The sequence below is a fragment of the Mycobacterium sp. WUMAC-067 genome (genome assembly GCF_020217485.1).
Lineage (GTDB): Bacteria > Actinomycetota > Actinomycetes > Mycobacteriales > Mycobacteriaceae > Mycobacterium.
The window spans coordinates 13,465-35,084 of the sequence record NZ_JAEKMI010000035.1 but is presented as its reverse complement, the minus strand read 5'-3'; the positions used below and the strand labels follow the sequence as shown (position 1 = coordinate 35,084).

Here is a 21,620-nt window from a genome sequence, read left to right as displayed (position 1 = left end):
GCCTCGTGCACCGGTCGCGTGGTCGTCATGCTTTGACTCGAGTGGTGAGCTCCCCCATGTTGATTCCGAGTTTCTTCTCGTATCGCCCGCGGTCGAAACTCCTGATCGACACGTCGTGGCCGGCGGCCTCCTCGCGCAGCGCCCCGACGGTCGACATCAGCCGCGGGCGGCGGATGAAGGGGTCGAATGAATACCAGCGGCAGGCGTTTTCGAAGGTGATCTTGTTGATCTCATGGTCCGGCACGCCGGCGGTGACTTCTTCGAGTTCCTCGGCGGCGTTCGGCCAAGACGAATCGCTGTGCGGATAGTCGCACTCCCACGCGATGTTGTCGACGCCGATATCGTGGCGCAGCTTGATGCCCACTGGGTCGGCGATGAAGCAGGTCAGGAATCGTTCGCCGAACACCTCGCTGGGCAGCTTGCCGCCGAAATCCTGCCCGGTCCACAAATGGTGCATCTCGTAGGTGCGGTCGATGCGGTCCAAGAAGTATGGGATCCAACCGGTGCCGCCTTCAGACAGCGCGAATCGCACGTCGGGGAATTGTTTGATCACCCGTGACCACAACAGGTCAGCAGCGGCCTGACAGATGTTCATCGGTTGCAAGGTGATCATCACATCGACGGGGGCGTCGGCCGCAGTGACAGACAACCGGCCCGAGGAACCGAGGTGGACCGACATCACGGTGCCGGTCTCAGACAGCGCCCGCCACACCGGATCCCAGTATTCGTCGTGAAAACTGGGACAGCCCAACGTGGCCGGGTTCTCGGTGAAGGTCAGCGAATGACAACCCTTGGCAGCCACCCGTCGGATCTCGTCAGCGCACAACTCGGCGTCCCAGATGATCGGCAGCGCCATCGGAATGAACCGGCCTGGGTAACTGCCGCACCACTGATCAATGTGCCAGTCGTTGTAGGCGCGAGTGACTGCCAGCGCGAGGTCCTTGTCGTCGGCGGCGGCGAACAGCCGCCCGGCGAATCCTGGGAAGGACGGAAAGCACATAGAGCCGAGCACGCCTCCGGCATTCATGTCCTTGACGCGTTCATCGATGTCGAAGCACCCGGGTCGCATCTCTTCGAAGTTGGTCGGCTCGGCGCCGTACTCCTCCCGGGGACGGCCCGCAACGGCATTGAGCCCGATGTTGGGGATGATCGTGCCGTTGAAGGTCCACACATCTGCGCCGTCCTCGGTGGTGATCACCTTCGGTGCTTGATCCTCATATTTGGCCGGTAGCAACCCGTGGAACAAGTGAGGAGGTTCGACCAAGTGGTCGTCCACGCTCACCAGAATCATGTCCTCGGCCTTCACGGCACCTCCTCGTTGCGCGGGCGTGCTCAACAGCGCCTGGCGCGAAATATCTGACATTTAATGTTGCGGCTCAACGTACCCCACAGCGTCGATGTACGTCCACATAAACCTATATAGCTTTCAGAATGTTCGGCTCGAATGGATCGACGGGATCGGAGTGGGTATCGAAGCGCGTTTCGCGGGCGGTGCAACCGGCGACGGCATTCCCGTGTGCCACACGGCGCGGTGGTTTGAAAGATCATGTGATCTTGCGCAACCGGTTGGCTGCTCGGGCTCACCCGCGCGCGCCGGTCCGACGGCCAGGCTGGCGTTTGACCGCTGTTCGTTCAGCCATCTTCGGCTCCAGATGCCGTTCTGATGCTATCGGCATGGGTTCTCCGGCGTGTCATACCGCGCACCTGCGGCCGCAGCCGATCGTCACCCACTTTACAAATGATTCCTGTAGAGGTTTAAATGGCGCTAGCCGGCCAACGCGCGGGCACGTCCGTGACAGCGACTCACGCACCAGGTCGGCGCGGGCAGATCAACCCCTACTGAGAGCAAAGCCGAGGTGTCCTCCATGCAAGTCCCGTTCACCTGGAAGGACGCGGGCTGGTTCATGATCGGCTCATCGGCGGAATACGTCGTGGATGACAGCGCCGATGACCCCGGCGGCCACGTACTTGGTTCCCGCGCTGTCGTCGACTTCACCAGCGCCTAATCACGTCAGCGCCGCCGATTCGACGGTGCGCAAGCGTCACACACACCCAACCAACACGTCACGCCCGAACTTCATGGAGTGCAATGACTAATCAACTCGAAGACAAGGTTGCATTCATCACCGGCGCAGCACGCGGCCAAGGTCGTGCGCATGCCATCCAGATGGCCGCTCAAGGCGCCGACATCATCGCTATCGACATCTGCGCGCAGATCGAATCGAACAAGTACCCGCTATCGAGCGTCGAAGACCTCAAGACCACAGCCAAGCTCGTCGAAAACCTCGGTCGGCGCTGCATCGCCGTCAAGGCCGACGTCCGCGAACGCGGCGAACTACGCACAGCGCTAGACGAGGCAATCACCGAGCTCGGCCACCTCGACATCGTCGTTGCCAACGCGGGAATCCTGCCGATGGCCATGGGGCACCCGCAGCCCTCAGACTTCGTCGACGCGACCGACGTCGACCTTCTCGGAGTGCTCAACACGATCGCCGTCTCGTTACCGCATATCAGTGACGGTGGTTCCATCATCGTCACCGGATCGACGGCTGGCCTGATGCCTGCCACCACAACGAACTCCCTAATGGGCCCCGGCGGTGCCGGATACGCCTGGGCGAAGAACACACTCGTCGGCTACGTCGAACAGATGGCGGTGCACCTGGCACCGCGACTCATCCGAGTCAACGCCATCCACCCCACCAACTGCAACACCGACCTGCTGCACAACGACGGCCTCTACGCGGTATTCCGGCCAGACATGAAGAAAGACAAACCAAGTCGGGCCGACGCCGAACTGGCCTTCACCCACTTTCAGGCGATGCCCATCCCCTACGTCGAACCTGAAGACATCGCGAACCTCGCGGTGTTCCTGGCCAGCGACGAGTCGCGTTACGTTACCGGCCAACAGATCCGAGTGGACGCCGGGGCGTTGCTGAAATTTCCCAACGGCCCCGCAGGGTAGCTTTCCTCAGCCGACCAGGACTGCTGCGGAGTCGCCGACTGAATGCCAATGGGTCTCATAGCATCCCATTCGCAAGTAGAGGAGAAGGAAATGCTCGATCACATCGAATTCGATGTCCGCGTTGAACCGCCATCATTGGACCACTATCGGCGCGAGTGGGTGCCCAGTCCGGGAGTGGGCTTGGCTGGAATGTGGATCGGCGCTGTTGTAGCCGACGCATCCGGGCAGGATTACTGGGGACTGCGTGGAGCCGACGACTTCCTCGCCGGCATGACTCACGTGGTGTCGCCAATCACCGGATTCAGGAAGTTGCAGACGACACTCGACGCCGACCCACCGCACCTGTTCACCGAATACTCCTCTATCGACTGGTTCGAACCTCTCGGATACACCGACACCGGCGCTGCGGTGACACTAAATTACGACAGCGGCCGAATTGAGCGCGACGGCGACGGCTTCCACTGGTACGACGCAAGCAACAGGTGGGAGATCCACGGCAGGAACGCCTCTGACATCTTCACCGTCCACGTCCCCGCACAAGACGGCATCGACACCGACGTCTACTATCGACACGAACTGCTCTGGGCCACAGGCAAAGTCAACGGTGAGGAGGTTTCGGGATACCTGCATCAGGATTACTCTTACGGTCCGGTCGGCATGGTCTAGCCGGAACTACCCATCGCGCGGCACCTGCAGGGCATGTGGGTATCGTGGCTACATCAATACGACGACGGGCAGCTAGGCGGTGGTTGCTGCTGGCAAGGCCGCGACGGTCTGAAGTTCGGACCGGGTTACCAAGTCAAAGACGAAATCACCACAGCCCATGACGACATCGTCGCCACGCCGACCTTCAACGACGCCGGCAGGTTGACCACGCTGGAGGTTTCCATCGGTGCGGATAACTACACCTTCACCTTCGACACCGCGGGCAGCTTCATCCACTTTTTCGGCCAGCTGACCGGCAGTTCAGCCGGCAAAACGCCATCTCGAAGCTGGTGCTGGGTCGAGTACGCCGGAGGCATGCTCACCCCGGAGGTCCTCGACATGATGATGGCCCGGTTTCAGCTCGCACGGGGCCGCTGAGGGTTCACGGCTTGGAATAGGCGCCGGCGTGCGGTGCCGGCGTGAGGTTGTTGATCAGTCCCGGATCTCCAGTGCACATCCTGGGAACGGCATTGAGAAACGCGATCTCGACGTAACCGCATGCGTCCGATTCGCCCACTGCACGTGCTTGATGCGCCGAATTTGCCGTTTGCACAGGCCGTTCCGGCAACTTCTGGCGGGTTGTCATCGTGACGCGGGTACGCCCGAGATCAAAGTTCTTGGTCGCCAGAAAGCTCGGTGCCAACCAGTGCTGGCTTCCCGCAGTGGGTGCGCTCGAAAACCTCTGGCGAAACGCTGGACCGAATGGCGGCCACAAGGCGAGCACTATCGTCGGGAGACGCCGGGTCGAAAGCGATCTGCACGCGGTCCACGATCGATCCGTAGCGTTGGGCGATTTCAGCACCTGCGGCCTCTGGTGTTTCGGCGATGACGCTGAAGGCGTACAAAACCTCGTCGTCGACCAGACCCGCCATGGTGGTCCAGTCCCCGGATTTGGACAGGCGGTGCAGCTCCTCACCCAACGCACCCCAGCCGTGATGTGCCAATACGGGCCGATACGAAGGAGTTGATCCGTAGAAGGCCAGCTGTGCTCGCGCCGCAGAGGTCTTGGCTTCGTGTGCCTCCTCGGTGTCGGCGATGATCGCCATTGCCGGGATGGAGACCTCCAGGTCCGAACGATCGCGGGCGGACCGTACCAGTCCTACCTGAAGGCTGGGCATTGTCACGTCGCGGGCATACGCCGGGGTGGTGAAGGCGTGCAGCAGCAAACCATCAGCAACTTCACCGGCCACTGCTGTCATCGCCGGCCCAACCGCAGCGAGCAGAATCTTCGGATCACCGACCGGACTCGGGCCGGGATCGAACACCGGCGTCATCAGCGTGTGTCGATAGAACTCACCCTCAAACGCCAGCGGTGTCCCCTCGTTCCACGCTGTCCAGATCGCGCGTAACGCACAAATGTACTCACGCATCCTCACTGCCGGCCGTGACCACTCCATCGAGTATCGCCGGGTGATATGCGCCTTGACTTGGGTACCCAGCCCCAACACCAGCCGACCTTCTGACAGTCGGTGAATGTCCGCGCTCGTCACCGCAACGGTCATCGGACTGCGGGCAAATGCCACGGCGATCCCCGTGACGAGATCGACGGAGGATGTCGTCGTGGCGGCGCTGACCAGCGGTAGAAACGGGTCGTGTGCAAGTTCTGGGCTCATGACGCCGTCGAAACCTGCCGCTTCTGCCGCTTTAGCCGTTGCCGGGTAATCAGAGAGATCGGCCATGAAGAGTGCATCGGCCTTCATGATCACTACTCACCTTCATTCCTCAAATGCCTGCCAAATCATCAGGCCCACTTCGCAGTTTCCGTGTCGGTGGCCCGAACAAGGGTTGGCAGACGTGCGGTACTCGGCGATGACTTCGTCGACCGAGCATGTCCTACGACTTCTGCTGTAACGTGATTCATCTAGAGCTTTACGTCGGATTCGTCTAAATGTAGCATCCTCCACTGCGGGTAGTGGACTGCTGTCCGTTGGCGGTGCATTCGAGGGCGCGCTTGTGGACATGTTGCGGGCGGCCGTGGGTGCCTGCGGATCGCAACGATATGAAAGGGCCGACATGACCAAGTCGCAGGTGCCCGATCAGAGCGATGCGGCGTGCGGCGGCCTGCGGCAAATCCTCAATGTTCAGTGGCAGTCGTTCATCGAGGAAGAACCTCCTTGTGCGGCATTGCGGCGCAATCACATCGGCCGCTTGACGGCACTTGTCCGCGTCAACGCCGATCCGTTCACCAACGCGCTGATGGACGACTTCGGAACGCGATCCCGAACGGCGTGGAAATTCTTGGATGCCTATGGAATGGACGCCCAACTAGAACACTCGGGGGCGAGTCTCGAGAGGTGGACGAAGCCGACGAAGATGATGCGTGGCATCGGCCGCATGCTCGGTGATCGCGCCGAAGTGCCGCCAACGCCAGTCGGCGTCGGACACTTCGTTAAGTTCACGCACAACGGCGCGGTGGTTCGGAATGATTATGGCGCCCAAATGATCCCGCTGTCGGCGCCATTCGGCGGCGTTGGCCACAGCGGCATGGGGCGCCTACCACGGCAAGGCCGGCTTCGGCAACTTCAGCCACTTCCGCACCGTTGTGGGTAATGACCTCTCCTTCAGCGTTGCCGGAACGATGGCCCCGCCGTATCCGCCCGGGAGGCAATGGATCGCAGACTTCGGGGCAAAGCGGGCACGTCGGCGTGCCCACCGGAAAATTGTCGAGTATCGACGTACCGCTGGAAACGACAGTGCGAGCGTCGGGGAATGCTGAACGGTGGAGGGTCCGCGACACTGGCACAGCGCATATCAGCGCTCCATCACACCGATGCCCAGTTTGCCAAGGCCCAGCCAGATCTCGAGGTTTCTCAAGCGATTACCCGTGCACTGGGATTACCTGAGGCAATGCACACAGCCGCCGTCGGCTATGCGCAGCGAACGGCACTGGGCGAGCGCGCGATTCGCCTGCAAACCGACCCGGTCACCGGCAGGCGCTATGCGCAGCTGTTGCCCTACTTTCGCACGATCACGTATGCCGATCTGTGGGACCAAGTAACCGCAGCAGCCCGCGCGCTGGCCGACATGCCGGTTCATCCGGGACGCTGCGTCGCCACGCTGGGCTTCCCCAGCATCGGCTACACGACAGTGGACATGGCCGTGGCGCTGCTGGGCGGGGTATCGGTGCCGTTACACGCCGGCGCGCCGGTGGACGAGCTCGCCGCGATGGTAACCGAAACCGAGCCGGTGGTAATAGCTTGCAGCGTCGAGTATCTGGGCGACGCCGTGCAGTTGGCGCTTACAGCGCACGCACCGTCGGCCCTGGTGTTGCTCGACGACAACCGAGAGACTGACGACCATCGTGACGCGCTGGCCGCAGCACGTGAGCAATTGACAGTTGCGGGGAGCAGGGTGCTCGTACATGTACTCGACGACATCGTCGAGCAGGGTCGCGCACTGCCGCAGCCTGCTGCCTGGCACAGCGACACCAGCCGGTTGGCCATCGTGATCTACACCTCCGGAAGCAGCGGCAGCCCCAAAGGTGTGATGCTGTCAGAGGCTCAGCTGGGCGCTTCGTGGACATACGCCGCGGCCGCGATGGTCGAGCTCGGCTTCGCCATACCGTCGATCACCTTGAATTACCTGCCGATGAGCCACACCGGTGGGCGCAGCATGTTGTACTCCACCCTGGGTGTCGGCGGGACGGCGTACTTCTGCGCACGCAGTGACCTGTCGACCTTGCTCGATGACCTTCGACTGGTGCGCCCCACGCAGTTGAACTTGGTTCCACGGGTGTGGGAGATCCTGCACAGCCACTTCCAGCGCGAGGTCGACCGCCGCTGCGCGGACGGTGCACAGACCGCGGCGGCGCAAACGCATGTGATGGACGAAATGCGTAAAAAATTGTTGGGCGGTCGATACGTCTCCGCGTTGACCGGGTCGGCCCCGATATCACCGGGTCTGGCTTGCTGGGTTGAACGCCTACTTGACGCTCACCTCATGGACGCCCTGGGCGCCACAGAGTCGGGCTCGGTGGCCGTTGATGGCCGAGTTCAGCGTCCACCGGTGACCGACTACAAACTTGCAGACGTCCCAGACCTCGGTTACTTCCGCACCGACCGTCCCTACCCACGAGGCGAGCTCGCGATCAGGTCGAGCAGCTTGTTCATGGGGTATTACCAGCGCCCGCAAGACACGGCCGAGGTGTTCGACGCCGACGGTTTCTATCTGACGGGTGATGTCGTCGCCGAGATCAGGCCGGATTGTGTGGAATTCGTCGATCGCCGCAACAGTGTGCTCAAGCTCGCCCAAGGTGAATTCGTCGCAGTGTCCAAGCTGGAGGCGCTCTACGCCACCAATGAACTAATCCACCAGATCTACCTTTACGGCGATAGCGCCCGCTCTTACCTGCTGGCAGTCGTCGTGCCCACCATGCAGGCCCTGGAACGCTACCCCACCACCGCGCTTAAAGCGCTCATCGCTACATCCCTGCAAGAGACCGCCCAGAGCGCAGGGGTGGCGCCCTATGAAATTCCCCGCGACTTCATCGTGGAGACCGAACCCTTCACCGTGGAAAACGGTCTACTCACCGGCATACGCAAACTCAGCCGGCACAAACTCAAGCGGACCTATCAGCATCGGCTCGACCGGCTCTATATCGAGCTGGCCGATAATGAGGCGGCAGAACTGCGGACCTTGCGACAGGGCGGCTCTGAGCGCCCGGTCACCGACACGGTGCGACGCGCCGTGAGGGCCCTGTTAGGAGTGCCGGCGTCGGACGTACGGCTCAACTCCCATTTCACCGATCACGGTGGTGACTCGTTGTCGGCGTTGACATTTTCCGGCCTGATCCAGGATGCCGTGGGCGTCGACGTACCCGTCAGCCCGATCGTCAGCCCAGCCAGCGACCTGGCGGCCATTGCCGCCTATATCGAAACACAACGACAACGGGGCACTGAGCGGCCCACGTTTTCGTCGGTGCACGGGTGCGATCCCGCCGAGGTACATGCCCGTGATCTGACGCTGGATAAGTTTCTCGACGCTGAAACACTGACCACCACACCCGGACTGCCCCAGCGCAACGACGACATCCGCATCGTGCTGCTGACCGGCGCTACCGGATTCCTGGGTCGCTACTTGGCACTGCAATGGCTGCAACGAATGGCAGCCGTCGGTGGCACGGTGATCTGTGTTGTGCGCGCCAAAGATGATGTCGCCGCCCGCGCCCGCCTCGACGCCGTCTTTGACAATGGTGACGCGAAACTAAGTACGCACTATCGTCATCTAGCCACCGATCACCTCGAGGTCATCGCAGGCGACAAGGGCACAGCCAACCTGGGTGTGGGCGCCAAGACGTGGGGCAGGCTGGCCGTATCAGTGGATCTGATCGTGGATTCGGCCGCGATGGTCAACCACATGCTGCCCTACCACGAACTGTTCGGACCCAACGTGCTAGGCACAGCCGAGCTTATCCGCCTTGGCCTGACGTCGACGATCAAGCCGATCATTCATGCCTCGACCATCGGCATCGGAGCGGCGCCGATGCTCGGCGAGTTCCTCGAAAACACCGACATCCGCGCGATCAATCCCACGCGCCGCATCGATGGCGGCTATGCCAACGGCTATACCACCAGCAAATGGGGCGGCGAGGTCTTGCTGCGCGAGGCACACGAGTTGTGTGGCCTGCCGGTCTCGGTGTTCCGGTGCGGAATGATCTTGGCTGACACCACTTACGCGGGCCAGCTCAACGTAGCCGACATGTCCAGCCGCCTGATGCTGTCGATAGGGGCCACCGGCCTGGCGCCGCCATCATTCTACGAACTCGACACCGAGGGCCGACGGCAGCCGGCCCACTATGATGCGTTACCCGTCGAGTTCATCGCCATGGCGATGTCCACACTAGGTGCACACGCTACCAAGGGATTTCATACCTACCACACGATCAATCCGCACGACGACGGCGTCAGCCTCGACACCTATGTCGACTGGCTGATCGACGCCGGCTACCGCATCCAACGTGTCGACTCGTACGACGAATGGTATGCGCGACTGCACACCGCTCTAACCAACTTGCCTGATCGACAACGCCAATACTCGCTGCTGCCAATTATGCAAAGGTACTCAAGGCCCCAGGTTGCGCAGCGCGGGACCTTGGCACCCGCATACCGATTCCGCGCTGCAGTGCAGGCAGCGAAAACAACTCAGTATCCAGATATTCCGCACATAACACCGGCGATCATAGCCAAGTACATGACGGATCTGCAGCTGCTCAGGTTGCTGCCCTAACCAACCATCACGCAAGGAGCATTAAGACCAGCCATGCCTGACGCCGCCGAAGTAAATGTGTATTACGATCCCTACGATTTCGCGATCGACGATGACCCCTACCCGGTGTGGAAGCAGCTACGCGAGCACGCTCCGCTTTACCACAACGACAAGTACGGCTTCTACGCGCTGAGCCGCTACAACGACGTCGCCGAGGGGCTGTACAACTGGCAGACGTTCCGGTCCGGGCGCGGGACAGTCCTTGACGTCATCGCCAGCGGGATGGAGATCCCGCCGGGCCTGGTCCTTTTCGAAGACCCGCCGCTACATGACATCCACCGGCGCATCCTGTCTCGTGTGTTCACGCCACGACGCATGGCGGACGTCGAGCCGATCGCTCGTCAATTCACCATCGCCGCACTGGATCCCCTTGTCGGCGCAGGCGGTTTCGACTTCATCGAGCACCTCGGCGCCTGGATGCCGATGCGCACCATCGGTGCGTTGTTGGGTATCCCCGAACAGGATCAGCCCACGATGCGCGACCAAACCGACAAGGTCATTGCACTCAGGGCCGGCGCGCCAGCGAGGGGGCCTAGCAGGGGCAAGGTGTTTACACCGCCCAACCTCGAGATGATCGGCGAATATGTTGACTGGCGCGCCCGTCACCCTTCCGACGACCTCATGACCGACCTGATCAAGGCTGAAGTCGAGGAGGAGGACGGCACCAAACGTGCGCTCACCCGCACCGAGATTCTGACCTACATCAGCACCATCATGGGAGCGGGCAGCGAAACGACCACTCGACTGATCGGATTCGCCGGCCAGCTGCTGTCCGATCATCCCGATGAGCGCCGGGAGATTGCCGCAAACCGTTCACTGATCCCCAATGCGGTTGAAGAAGTGCTGCGCTATGAGGCCCCCTCCCCGGTGCAGGCGCGTTACGTGGCCGCCGATACCGAGCATTACGGTGTCACTGTGCCCGAGGGGTCGGTGATGCTGCTCATCAACGGATCGGCCAACCGTGATGATCGCCGCTATCCGGACGCTGACCGCTTCGATATCCATCGCCGAGCATCACATCTCAGTTTCGGTCAGGGCCTTCACTTTTGTCTGGGTGCAGCACTAGCGCGGATGGAGGCGCGTGTTGCGTTGGAAGAGGTGATCGAACGCTGGCCCGACTGGGAAGTCGACTACACCAATGCCGTGCACGCACACACCGCCAGTGTACGAGGCTGGGCGAAACTTCCCGTCCGCACCTGACACAAGCGGCGTCAGCCTCCGGCATTTCTACCAACCAAATCCGATCGGAAAGAGTCCTCGATGAAATCAAGAGCAGCGGTACTTCACGGCGTCGGCCAAGAATGGGACGTCACCACCATCGACATCGACCCGCCACGCAGCGGGGAGGTCCTGGTCAAGACGTCCGTTGCTGGCATCTGCCATTCCGACGACCACTTCGCCACCGGTGACAGCGTTCCCGGCGAGGACTTGGTCGCCGCCATGTTGGCCGCGGGTATGCCCGCGCCCCAGTGGTTCCCGTTATTGGGCGGACATGAAGGTGCGGGCGTCGTCGAACAGGTCGGGCCCGACGTCAAAACGTTTAAACCTGGCGACCACGTCGCCGTGTCGTTCCTGCCATGCTGTGGCAAGTGCCGATGGTGCGTAACTGGATCCAGCTTTCTGTGCGACGTGGGCGCCGACATGTTCAGCAAGAACATGATCACCGACGACACACCACGACGCCACCTAGACGGCGAGGACCTGATGGCGATGATGCAGGTCGGTACGTTTTCAGAATACGTGGTCGCCTCCGAACGCTCTCTGATCAAGGTGCACGATTGGATACCACTTCAAGCCGCTGCACTTGTATCATGCGGGGTTACAACGGGATTCGGGTCCGGCAGCATCAGCGCGGGCACCAAGCCCGGCGACACCGTCGTGGTGATCGGCGTCGGTGGGGTAGGCATGAACGCGGTCCAGGGCGCGCGGATCGCCGGAGCCAAATACGTCGTAGCCGTCGACCCGGTCGACTTCAAGCGCGAAGTCGCACACTCGTTTGGGGCGACGCACACGGTGCTCGACGCCGGCGCAGCGCTTGAGCTGGTCAAGGAGATTACCTGGGGCGTAATGGCTGACGCCGTCGTTGTCACCGTTGGTGTGGTCGACACCGGTCTAGTGCCCTTGGCGCTGATGCTGACTCGCAAAGGTGGTACCTGCGTGATGACGGCCATGACGCCTCTATCGGAGATGAACGTGCCGATGGTCCTGGCAGATTTGGTCAACTCGTCGAAGACGCTCAAAGGCTCGTTGTACGGAGAGATGAATGCGCGGGCCAGCATGCCGATGCTGTTGTCGATGTATGAAACCGGTGACCTCAAGATTGACGAACTGATTACGCGACGATATCAACTCGACGAAATCAACGATGCGATCAAGCATATGCGCGAGGGATCCAACATCCGCGGTGTCATTGACTTCGCCACCATCTGAGGTCCCCCAAGACCCCAAACCCATGGAGCACTATGGGCAATCGTCGTAACGCACCTCTCCATCAGTAGGGCGTCATCATCGGTCGGATCGACGGCCGTTATGACGCCCGCCATCACCGATAGCTCGGCAATGGTGAGGGAGATCAGTTTGGTGGTCCATTCGCTGTGCAGCTTGGGGTTGGTGGTCGTGGTCCACTGTAGAGCGAACTCGGTTGGGATGAGTTCGCCGTGGGCGGAGTGGGGTCTGCTGGCGTTGTAGTCGCAGCGCCAGTCTTGGATGATCACGCGGGCTTCCAGCAGCGCGTCGAAGCGCCACGCGTCGAGCAGCTCGTCACGCAGCCGGCCGTTAAACGACTCGATCCAGGCGTTCCGCCACAGGCGAGCCAGGGTCGATGAAAAGTGAACCGGCACTGTTAGATCGGCACCAATCGTGCACGGCGCGCGCCACGAACTCGGGACCGTTGCCGAAACGCACGTAGTGCGGCGCCCCTGTTGCAGGACCAGGCGATCCAAGACATCGACGACGCCGTCGGCATCGATACCACGTTCGACGTCGATCGAGTGCTTCGCGGGTGAACTCCTCGATCACGTTCAACATCTTCAACGTGCGCCCATCGGCGGTCGTGTCGAACTGAAAGTCCGTCGTTCAGATCACGTTCGGACGAATCGGTGACATCGCGCCCACGGCGACACCAATACCGGTCAGACGGTTCTTCTTACGCCGCTGCGCAACCCACAGGCCCTCGTCCCGCCGCAACCGGCGGACGCGCTTGTTGTTGACCTGCCAGCCACCTCTGCGGGCCTCTTGGCTGCCCGCCACCATCCCCAGCAGGGCCGGTAGGTGGAGAACCGGCGTAACCAGGCACGCGACTTGGCCTCCTCCGCAGTGATCGGTGGTGGCATCAGACACATCGTGGAAGGGTAAAGACCCACCACCGTGCAGGCGCGGCGTTCGGACACCCCGAACCAGTCGCGAAGCGCCGAAACGGCGCAGCGCTTGCGGATCGGGGTTAGAAGTTTCCCGCCGAGATCTCCCTGAGCATGTCGATGTCGAGTGCCTGGTTAGCGACTCGCTTCTTGAGCCGGGCGTTCTCGGCCTCGAGCTCTTTGAGCCGCTTGGCCTCGTTGGCTTTCATGCCGCCGCACTTGGCAAGCCAGCGATGCCACGTCGACTCAGTGATCTTCAGGGACGGCATACCTCGTTGAGTTCCTGGGCAGACCCGGGCAGTTTGTTGCCCTCGGCGAGCTTGCGGATGATCTGATCCGGCGTATGCCGCCGGCGCTTGTTCGATGCGCTGTCGTTGTCGATTCTTCCTTGCCCGAACACCGGGCAACAGAGTCCCACAACAACTGGACCACTACAGCGGGCTCACCTCAGGTCTTCGAAACGCATGGAATGGGAACAGAATTGCGATAATCTCTTTGATATCTCTAGAGGCTTAGCATGTATCGAGCGACGCTTATCGAAAGCGAGGTATGAACGTGGGTACTGTGATCATGTTGAGCACGCTGTTCGGACTGATTATTGTGATATACGGGGTGGTACTCCGCTACGATCCGGAGGCGCGTCGCGCCCCGCATGAGGGGGGCAACCGGTGAGCGCCGAGGGGTTTTCGACAACCTTCGGCTACGTCGGGGGTATCGCGTTTCTCGCCTTTGGTGTGTATCTGAGCTATCGCCGCCGGCGCCTTCATCCTCTGTTACTCATCGCTATTTCTGCGATCTCATTCTCCTGGATCGAGGCGCCCTATGACTGGGCGATGTACGCGCAGTTCCCGCCCTCGGCCCCCCGCATGCCGTCGTGGTGGCCATTAAACATGACATGGGGTGGGCTGCCGGCGGTGGTCCCCCTGGGTTATATCGCCTACTTCGTGCTGCCTGCCGTAATCGGCGCCACGCTCGGGCGATGGTTGAGCGCGAAGCTCCAATGGCGACGGCCGATCACCTTGCTGACCGTCGGGCTCGTGGTCGGGGCCTGCTGGGCCTTTCTCTTCAACGCGATCTTGGGAGCACGGCTCGGCGTCTTCTACTACGGCTATGTGATCCCCGGGCTCGGGTTGTGGGAGGGAACCAAGCATCAGTACCCCGTGTACGACGCCCTGGCGATGGGCGTGCAGATGATGGTCTTTACCTACCTACTCGGAAGAACGGATTCCGAAGGGCGAAATGTCATCGAAATGTGGGCCGACAAGAGATCATCGAGTCGACTTACATCGTCGATCCTGTCGATTGTCGGGGTCGTGGTAATCGGAAACCTCCTCTATGGCGCGGTGTTCGCGCCGCATCTGGCGGCGAAGCTGGGCGGCTGGGTCACCTCCGCAGGAACCACGGACGAGCTTTTCCCGGGCGTACCGAACCAACCCAAGTAGGGCGCCGCCTTCAGGTGTTAGACACTGCACGCGAAAGGATCCCACCCTCAGGCGTTTTGGGCGGCTGGCTTCTGCCAGATCAGCACATAACGCCAGAAGCGGAGCCGCCGGAAGTCCAGTATCGAGATCAGTCGCTAGCGCTGGAACAGCCGGCGGTACAACCGGGTCCGGCAATGTTGTTCGGCACTTGGCCATGACGTGGCACCACCATCGGCGGCGGGAGTCACCGTGTAGGCATCCAGGGAGCGAGCCGGGGCGGCCAGCAGGCCCAGGATCAACGTGTCCCCGACGGTCCGGGGTTGAGGTGTTCCCCGCGCCAGCAGCCAGGATGGAGCGGACGGCACTGACGCGGCACCGTCGGATGGCGACTGCGCCGCGTAGCGCCGCGGTGAAGGCGTCGACGCCGTGGGCGGCGCCAGTTTCCAGAGTGCCTCTGGTTCCGATCTCAGGCGGGTGTTGCCGGTGGCCGCAGCCCCGGCGAGAAATGCTTGGGCGTCCTCTCCGAGGTCGCAGGACTGTTGATCAGTATGGGCTTTGGGTCGCGGCCCCGGCTGGGCGCCGGTCGTGGTCCTTCGTAGTGGTCATCGAGGATCGAGGCGGCGCCTTGGGGGGACGAGTTCGTGCTTGGCGACGATCATCCCGGTGCTGGGCTCATCGAGGCAGACGCCGCCGTGATCGAGCACCACGGCCACAGTTGTTCCAATCGACCGGGTCGGCACTGAATAGCGGGCCGGGCATACCGGATCCACGACAGCCGGTCGACCTTGAGTAGTACCGAGGGCGCCCCGATCTGCAGACGTAGTGATGGCAGTGGTTGTAGGAGTTCATATTCGGCCAGAGGTGCTCATCGGGGATTGCCTGAATCTCGGAATGGATCTTGGCGTTGACCTCGGCGCGCACCAAGTCTTGGCCGCAGCGTTGGCGGCCCGCACATCGATTCCGGTGCCGTCGATGGCGGCCCGCGTGAGCAGCGGCCAGGTTCCCGCCTCGTCGCCGAGGCGAACCTGTTGTGGCGCAACCAGATCACCGCGGCCGTCGCAGCAGAGTCCCACAACAACTGGACCACTACGACGGGCTCACCTCAACGGTGAGGGCCGGCGCCGGTTACGTCTGGGCCAACCAACTCCATCATCAGCTAGGTCCAACCGATGGCGCTACACCGGGCACTCCAACTCATCGGGGTCAACGCCATTCATCCCACGAACTGCGACACCCGCCTGTTGCATGGCCACGTCCGTTATGCGGGATGTCGGCCGGACATGAAGAGCCAAGCAATCTCGGCCGATACGGAACCAACTTCAGGCGATGTCCTCCCCGTCATCGAGCCCGACGACATCGAACAACCTTGCCGTCTGACCCGGCGACAGGTCCGGTTATGTGACGAGTCAGCAGATTCGAGTCGATGTGGGGACGCCGTTCAATCTGCCTGCGGGGCCGGGCTAGTGGCGTCGGAGCCGGCAATGAAGTTTTCGCGTTTCAGAGCCTTTCGGCGTGTCCATCCTGCCGATCGGTCAGAGGGATGCGTGTCTCTCAGCAGGCGGGACTTCGTAGAATTGGGTGGCCCATTTACGGAGGGCCATGTAGGGCTTTGCGTCGATCTTGGCCAATGGTGGGTGCTCGACGTACTTCTGGTAGCGCCAGATGTCGCAGTCCTCCCAGACCGTCTTAAGGAACTGCCGCTCAACCTGACTGCGGACGTAATCCGGTGGGATGTCCGAGGACTCACCAGGAACCTTGGGCCACCAGATCGAGTAGAACATGTCGGAGACGTCGTCATCGACCGGTGTGCAGGCGAAGATCAATCGATGGTTCGACGTCCCCTCGAACGCGCTCATGGCAAAGCCAAGCCCGGAGAAGTGGCTGTGGATGCGCAGTGCCATCTTGTCCGGGTCATCGCTGCGGGCGTCTGGCCACCCGGTAAGGAACCGCCATTCCTCAGCCTCGTGTTCCCAGTCCAGGCAGACCGGGGTCACCGTGGCGCCGTGCACGTAGCGGAAATGTGAACTGTCCGGGCCGTTCTCGGCAACAATCTGCGGGTGCACCGGTATCGCGTCGGCCCTGCTGGAGAATTCCGGAAAGGGCCGGTAGTAGGCGATGGGATCCACTTCGAATTGTGGGAACTTCAAGAAGATATCCGGCAATTCCCACCGCGGCGCATCACCGGCGGGGTGGTACCACATGAAGATGCAGCCGTACTGCTCCTTGACCGGGTAAGTGCGCAACTTAAGCCCGCGGTTGGGTCGGTCGGGCTGATACGGGATATAGGTGTTGTCTCCCTGCGGCCCCCATCGCCACCCGTGGAACGGGCACTCGATGCAGTCACCCACCACCTTGCCGCCGTGTCCGATATGAGCGCCAAGGTGTTTGCAGTTCGCCTCGAGCACATGTAACTCGCCGCTCTCGTCCCGGTAGGCGGCGAGGTCCTCACCGAAGTACTTCAACGCCCTGACCGCGCCGACTTCATACTCCGCCGACCATCCGATCATGAACCAACCGGTGACCTTCCACGTGAACGGCACCTTCATTGGGCCCTCCTAGCTACTGGACGCTTGTTTGACTGTGCTAGACGATTCCCGCCGCCAATGCTCCAAACCGAGCCGGACCTCCCCACACCCGTACCACGGCGGCAACGGAGATGACGCAACTGTCTGCTGTTGGAGGGCATTCGAACGTTTAGGTGCCCACCAAGCGCAGGCATCGCATCGTTGGAGCGGGTGCTATAAATAGGAATTGTCGGATTCTCGATCTCGGTGGTCATCTATACCTATAAAGGTTATGCGAACCCTACACCGCTCGACAAGCCCGTGCGATCGCTGGGCCTGGCCGATCCCACGTGCATTGCGGAAAGCCGCAATGGCAGCGGCGCCTCGCGTAACCGAGTCGGACCCACGCGGTGCCGCGATGCTAGATCACCTCTTCTTCACAGGATCACCGACGGTCAGCGCGCTTATCCAGCGTACAGTTGCGCGAATTGTTAAGGGACCGACTACGGCTCATTGCGAGCGCTGCGACGCCGGCTTCCGACTCAACACCGGCTGCTACCTCTGCCGTGGCCGTAATGGTCCGCGTGGCCGGCTTACTCCCACCATGGCGTCGCGTCATTGCCGTCGCCAGAGGGCCCGTCGTTGTCAAGACTCATCTAGTCCGATCGATGTTTCTGCGCGTTGTTCGTAAATGCGTCTGGCGTCTTGGTCCATGTCGTCGAGAAAGATCCTGTCGGCACGCGTTCGCTTGTTGATCCACCGTCGGCCACGTGGCCCAAGCGAGGCAACGAATGGTCCAATAAAGCGAGCGGCCCGGGGAATGGCAACGTGCGTGCGCGGCTTATCGATCGCTGCGACGATGGCCGCGGCCACCACGTCCGGCCCGACCGCCCTACCGACTCCGGTGGATTTGGTTCCGGCGATCAGATCGGTTCGCGTGAAGGGCGGCAGCACGGCGGTGATATCTACGCCGTGAGGTGCGACCTCATCGGCCATTGCGGTGGTGAATCCGATGACCGCGTACTTTGTGCCGGCATAGACGACCTGCCCGGGGACGGCCATGATGCCGGCCATCGACGCGATGTTGATGATGTGACCGCTGCCCCTGGCGATCATGTCGGGCAGAATCAGCTGACAACCGTTGAGTACACCGTAACAATTCACCTCGAGACAGGATCGGATGGCCTGTTGCGATTGATCCACAAATGACCCGACCGGCATCACGCCGGCGTTGTTGATGAGGATGTCAATCTGCCCACCACCGTCAGCCTTGGCTCTGACGATGAACGCCGCAAACGATTCTCGGTCAGTCACGTCGAGCAGATATCCGGTGACACCTCCAGCAGGCGATAATTCGGCCAATGCTGTTTCGAGCGCGCGGATGTCGCGGTCACCGATGATCACCGTGGCGCCGCGCGCCCGGAGTGCTCGCGCTGTGGCCAGGCCGATACCGCGAGCCGCACCAGTGATGACAGCAGTCCTACCCTGAATCTTGTCCATCGTTCCTCTTCGGGCATACGGGCCAGTGCCGCCCTGGCGTCGTTTCGGAATAACGCGCGTCGGTGAATCTTCTGAGGTTGATGAGGAATCGACGGAGGACACGGTTCATCACCGGTGCTAGACGAGGCAACACATGACCCAATACCCCGTTGCCCTCGATCACCACACTCCACGTGAGGCGGCAGCCGTCCGATGTGGGATCGAGTCGGTAATCCTCTGCGAAGAGGACGAAAGCCGAAGCCGAGCACTTGGTGAACCGAAATGCCATCCGCCGCTCGACGTCCCACGCGAGAAACACTTCCTCGGCCACGATTCCGCCACCCATCCGCACAGTGCGAGTGGTGCCCACACCCTTGGGATCTGGACTGGTCCACGTCACATTCCGCAGACTTGTCAGCCACTGCGGCCACGCATCGGCGTCTTCAAGCACCTCGAAGGCCTGCCTGGGTGTGACGGTCAGCTCGACGCTGGCGTGAAAATTCGGGTGCTCGAACACGGCCAGATCGACGGTGTCGCAGGGATGCATGGTTGGCACGATGCCTACCTTCTTCTTTGGGTGCGTTGATTGCATAGCCAGCGTCCTGGCGGGTTTCACTCCGTGCGGTTTCGGGCGATGCGGCGGTGGGCACGTCTGCGCGCAGACGCCACGGCGATGCGCACTGCTACTCGTTTCGCGGCGGGGTACGGCGGAGCGACGATCCCGGTAATGCTGAAAGGCAGGTCGGTACCAACCACTGTCCGGTAGTGGCTGAAGTTGTCGAATCCTGCCTTGCCGTGGTATGCCCCCATCCCGCTACGGCCCACCCCGCCGAACGGAGCTGATAGCGCAATCATCTGTGCGCCATAGTCGTTGCGAGCCACACTGCCGCTGCGCGTGCGCCGGATGAACTCCCGAAAGTCGGTGCTGTCGGGGCCGTACCAATACGCGACGAGTGGCGCCGGTCGAGCGTTAACGTAGCGGATCACATCGTCGACATGGGTGTAGGACAGCAGGCAGATTGCCGGGCCGAACGTTTCCTCCGATGCGATCCGCATCTCGTCGGTGACACCACGGACAATGGTTGGCGCGATTTTGCGCAGAACGGAGTTCGGCAGGTGTTCGGTGGATGGCGCGACGACGTCGATGCTGGCGCCGAGGTGACGGGCGTCGTCGATCAGCGCCACCACCCGTTCATAGTTGGCGGCGTTGACACTGGAACAGTAGTCGTCGTTACCTTCGATCGTCGGTGCGATCGCTCGGAATGCGTGACGAAGCGCTTCGGCGAAATCGTCCATGCTCTCCGCGGGGACGAACACGTACTCAGGGCAGATACAGGTTTGTCCGCCGTTGACAAGTCTTCCCTTGGCAATTCGTTTTGCAGCCACGCCGATGTCCGCCGCGCGGGAAATCACCACGGGATTCTTCCCGCCGAGCTCCAAGGTGACTGGAACCAAGTTCGGTGCGGCCGCCTGCGCAACCAACGCACCCACCTGCGGGGACCCAGTAAAGAAGATGTGATCCAACGGTAGCGCGGCGAACCGAGCGGAAACGTCGACGCCCCCTGTCACAACGGCAAGTTCGGTCTGATCGAAATACTCCGGGGCTTTGCGCTGAAGGATGTCTGCTGTACGCGGGGTGATCTCGGAGGCCTTGATCATCACCCGGTTGCCTGCGGCGAAGGCGTCCGCGGCTGGCAGTGCGACTAGATTCACCGGGATATTCCACGGACCGATGATGCCGACGACGCCGATGGGGGTTGGCCGAATCTCGGCTCTCACACCGAAGATTCGCCCAGCGCGCATCGGTTTGACCGGACGCATCCAGTCCTTGAGCCGCGCACGCGAATGCTGGATCTGCGCGACGATGCCGTAGGCCTCCATGAAGGTCGATGCGGTCTTCGACCGGGTGCCGAAATCCTCAACGAGTGCCTCGGCGAACTCGTCGCAGTTGTCCAGCACGAGCGTCAGCAGACGATCGATCCGGCTCTGACGCACTGCGGCCGACGGGGGCCCATCGGAGATGAATGACCGCCGTTGCATTTCAAGAATGGCCTGCAAATCAGGGGCAGGGCAGGCGCCGTCAGGGTTGCTGCTTACACCTGTCATGACCCGGCGCTCCCGTCATCATCGGTGAGCCAATGGGGTTTGCGCTTCTCCGCTCGCGACGCGAGTGCCTCGACGAAGTCTCCGTCACTGCCGGCAAGTACCTGTGTGCGATTCTCCAGTGCCACGGCGGCGTCGATGCTGGGCGCATTCTCGTTGGCGCGCAATACCTGTTTGGTCATCTCCAAGGCAAGTGGGCTGTGACTCACCAACGTGTCGGCCAGAACCTCGGCGCGTTCCATCAGCTGATCGTCAGCGGCCAGCTCGGTGACGAAGCCCATCTTCAAGGCGTCATAGGCATCGAAGGTTCGTGCGGTGTACATCAGTTCTGCTGCGCGAGTGCCACCCACCGCGCGCGGGAGGGTGTAGCTCATGCCCACGTCGCACCCCGAGATCCCCAGTCGGATGGTCTGCGTGCAGAAGGTGGCACCGGTCGAGGCAAGCCTCAGATCGCAGGCGGCCGCGAGAGCGAGGCCACCTCCGAACGCGTGACCATTGATCGCCGCGATGATCGGTTGAGGTAGTCGCATCATCTTCGGAATCACAGCCGCGACGAACTCCTGGGTACGAAGTGCCGCACCCGATCCACTGCGGTGATGAGCGGTCGGTGCCACGGGGGGTTCAGACAGGTCCAGGCCAGAGCAGAACCCGCGGCCAGCGCCGGTAAGAACGATGACGCGACACGTCGGGTCTGTTGCCAGTTGGTCGAGGGTGTCGTGCAGCGTAGCCACGAGGTCCATGCTGAGCGCATTCAACCGCGCGGGATTGTTCAGCCTCACCACCGCGTACCGCTTAGAGGGGCGCTCCACTAGGACTGTTCTGGGCG

At 61.8% G+C, this 21,620-nt stretch carries 15 protein-coding genes and 3 pseudogenes; 8 read left to right on the top strand and 10 right to left on the bottom strand.

Going from position 1 to position 21,620, the window contains the following annotated elements; all coding sequences use genetic code 11:
* Window positions 1–25: 25 nt before the first annotated feature.
* A complete protein-coding gene (locus JF781_RS20840) occupies window positions 26–1,306 on the bottom strand; it encodes an amidohydrolase family protein (RefSeq protein ID WP_225329173.1) in 1,281 nt (426 codons plus the stop codon).
* Between the two features lie 559 nt (window positions 1,307–1,865).
* Between JF781_RS20840 and JF781_RS20835 the strand changes: the two genes are divergently transcribed.
* From JF781_RS20835 to JF781_RS28590, 3 genes and pseudogenes are all read left to right on the top strand, one after another.
* Window positions 1,866–2,006 (top strand): hypothetical protein, encoded by a 141-nt coding sequence (locus JF781_RS20835; protein WP_225329158.1) that lies wholly within the window; start codon window positions 1,866–1,868, stop codon window positions 2,004–2,006.
* An 83-nt stretch (window positions 2,007–2,089) separates the two neighbouring features.
* On the top strand, window positions 2,090–2,962 hold the full coding sequence (locus JF781_RS20830; protein ID WP_225329157.1) for a mycofactocin-coupled SDR family oxidoreductase: 873 nt from the start codon (window positions 2,090–2,092) through the stop codon (window positions 2,960–2,962).
* A 90-nt stretch (window positions 2,963–3,052) separates the two neighbouring features.
* Window positions 3,053–4,045: pseudogene (locus JF781_RS28590) on the top strand (hypothetical protein).
* Window positions 4,046–4,049: 4 nt separating this feature from the next.
* Here the strand turns inward: JF781_RS28590 and JF781_RS20815 are convergent.
* Window positions 4,050–4,253, bottom strand: a complete 204-nt coding sequence (locus JF781_RS20815) for a hypothetical protein (RefSeq protein ID WP_225329154.1) — start codon at window positions 4,251–4,253, stop codon at window positions 4,050–4,052.
* A 22-nt stretch (window positions 4,254–4,275) separates the two neighbouring features.
* Window positions 4,276–5,367, bottom strand: coding sequence for a TIGR03617 family F420-dependent LLM class oxidoreductase (locus tag JF781_RS20810; RefSeq protein WP_225329153.1), 1,092 nt, complete (start codon window positions 5,365–5,367; stop codon window positions 4,276–4,278).
* A 313-nt stretch (window positions 5,368–5,680) separates the two neighbouring features.
* Here JF781_RS20810 and JF781_RS28585 point away from each other — a divergent pair, with 313 nt between their 5' ends.
* The 4 genes from JF781_RS28585 to JF781_RS20790 all read left to right on the top strand — a co-directional run bounded on the left by JF781_RS28585 (window position 5,681) and on the right by JF781_RS20790 (window position 12,361).
* Window positions 5,681–6,217, top strand: coding sequence for a hypothetical protein (locus JF781_RS28585; RefSeq protein ID WP_308011578.1), 537 nt, complete (start codon window positions 5,681–5,683; stop codon window positions 6,215–6,217).
* Between the two features lie 159 nt (window positions 6,218–6,376).
* Window positions 6,377–9,892, top strand: a complete 3,516-nt coding sequence (car, locus tag JF781_RS20800) for a carboxylic acid reductase (RefSeq protein ID WP_225329152.1) — start codon at window positions 6,377–6,379, stop codon at window positions 9,890–9,892.
* Window positions 9,893–9,925: 33 nt separating this feature from the next.
* Window positions 9,926–11,131 carry a cytochrome P450 gene (locus JF781_RS20795; RefSeq protein ID WP_225329151.1) on the top strand — a complete coding sequence of 402 codons (1,206 nt, stop codon included), beginning with the start codon at window positions 9,926–9,928 and terminating at the stop codon, window positions 11,129–11,131.
* Window positions 11,132–11,191: 60 nt separating this feature from the next.
* Complete coding sequence (locus JF781_RS20790; RefSeq protein ID WP_225329150.1) at window positions 11,192–12,361, top strand: NDMA-dependent alcohol dehydrogenase; 1,170 nt, start codon at window positions 11,192–11,194, stop codon at window positions 12,359–12,361.
* Between the two features lie 165 nt (window positions 12,362–12,526).
* On the opposite strand, the pseudogene JF781_RS20785 reads toward JF781_RS20790, so the two are convergent.
* Window positions 12,527–13,669: pseudogene (locus JF781_RS20785) on the bottom strand (IS3 family transposase); the annotation flags it as partial.
* A 286-nt stretch (window positions 13,670–13,955) separates the two neighbouring features.
* On the opposite strand from JF781_RS20785, the gene JF781_RS20780 reads away from it, so the two are divergent.
* The gene (locus tag JF781_RS20780) at window positions 13,956–14,729 is read left to right on the top strand and encodes a spirocyclase AveC family protein (protein WP_225329149.1); all 774 of its coding nucleotides are present in this window, start codon (window positions 13,956–13,958) and stop codon (window positions 14,727–14,729) included.
* A 200-nt stretch (window positions 14,730–14,929) separates the two neighbouring features.
* Here the strand turns inward: JF781_RS20780 and JF781_RS20775 are convergent.
* The 6 genes and pseudogenes from JF781_RS20775 to JF781_RS20750 form a co-directional block, all read right to left on the bottom strand.
* Window positions 14,930–15,703, bottom strand: a pseudogene (locus tag JF781_RS20775) (IS21 family transposase); the annotation flags it as partial.
* Between the two features lie 537 nt (window positions 15,704–16,240).
* Window positions 16,241–17,254 carry a Rieske 2Fe-2S domain-containing protein gene (locus tag JF781_RS20770; protein ID WP_225329148.1) on the bottom strand — a complete coding sequence of 338 codons (1,014 nt, stop codon included), beginning with the start codon at window positions 17,252–17,254 and terminating at the stop codon, window positions 16,241–16,243.
* 603 nt (window positions 17,255–17,857) lie between these two features.
* Window positions 17,858–18,712: an SDR family oxidoreductase gene (locus tag JF781_RS20765; RefSeq protein WP_225329147.1), complete on the bottom strand. Its 855-nt coding sequence runs from the start codon at window positions 18,710–18,712 to the stop codon at window positions 17,858–17,860.
* Window positions 18,693–19,283, bottom strand: coding sequence for an SRPBCC family protein (locus tag JF781_RS20760; RefSeq protein WP_225329146.1), 591 nt, complete (start codon window positions 19,281–19,283; stop codon window positions 18,693–18,695). The genes JF781_RS20765 and JF781_RS20760 overlap by 20 nt, the downstream gene beginning before the upstream one ends.
* A gap of 20 nt (window positions 19,284–19,303) precedes the next feature.
* Window positions 19,304–20,797, bottom strand: coding sequence for an aldehyde dehydrogenase family protein (locus JF781_RS20755; protein ID WP_225329145.1), 1,494 nt, complete (start codon window positions 20,795–20,797; stop codon window positions 19,304–19,306).
* Window positions 20,794–21,576: an enoyl-CoA hydratase/isomerase family protein gene (locus JF781_RS20750; protein ID WP_308011575.1), complete on the bottom strand. Its 783-nt coding sequence runs from the start codon at window positions 21,574–21,576 to the stop codon at window positions 20,794–20,796. Before JF781_RS20750 ends, JF781_RS20755 begins: the two co-directional genes overlap by 4 nt.
* Window positions 21,577–21,620: the final 44 nt, after the last annotated feature.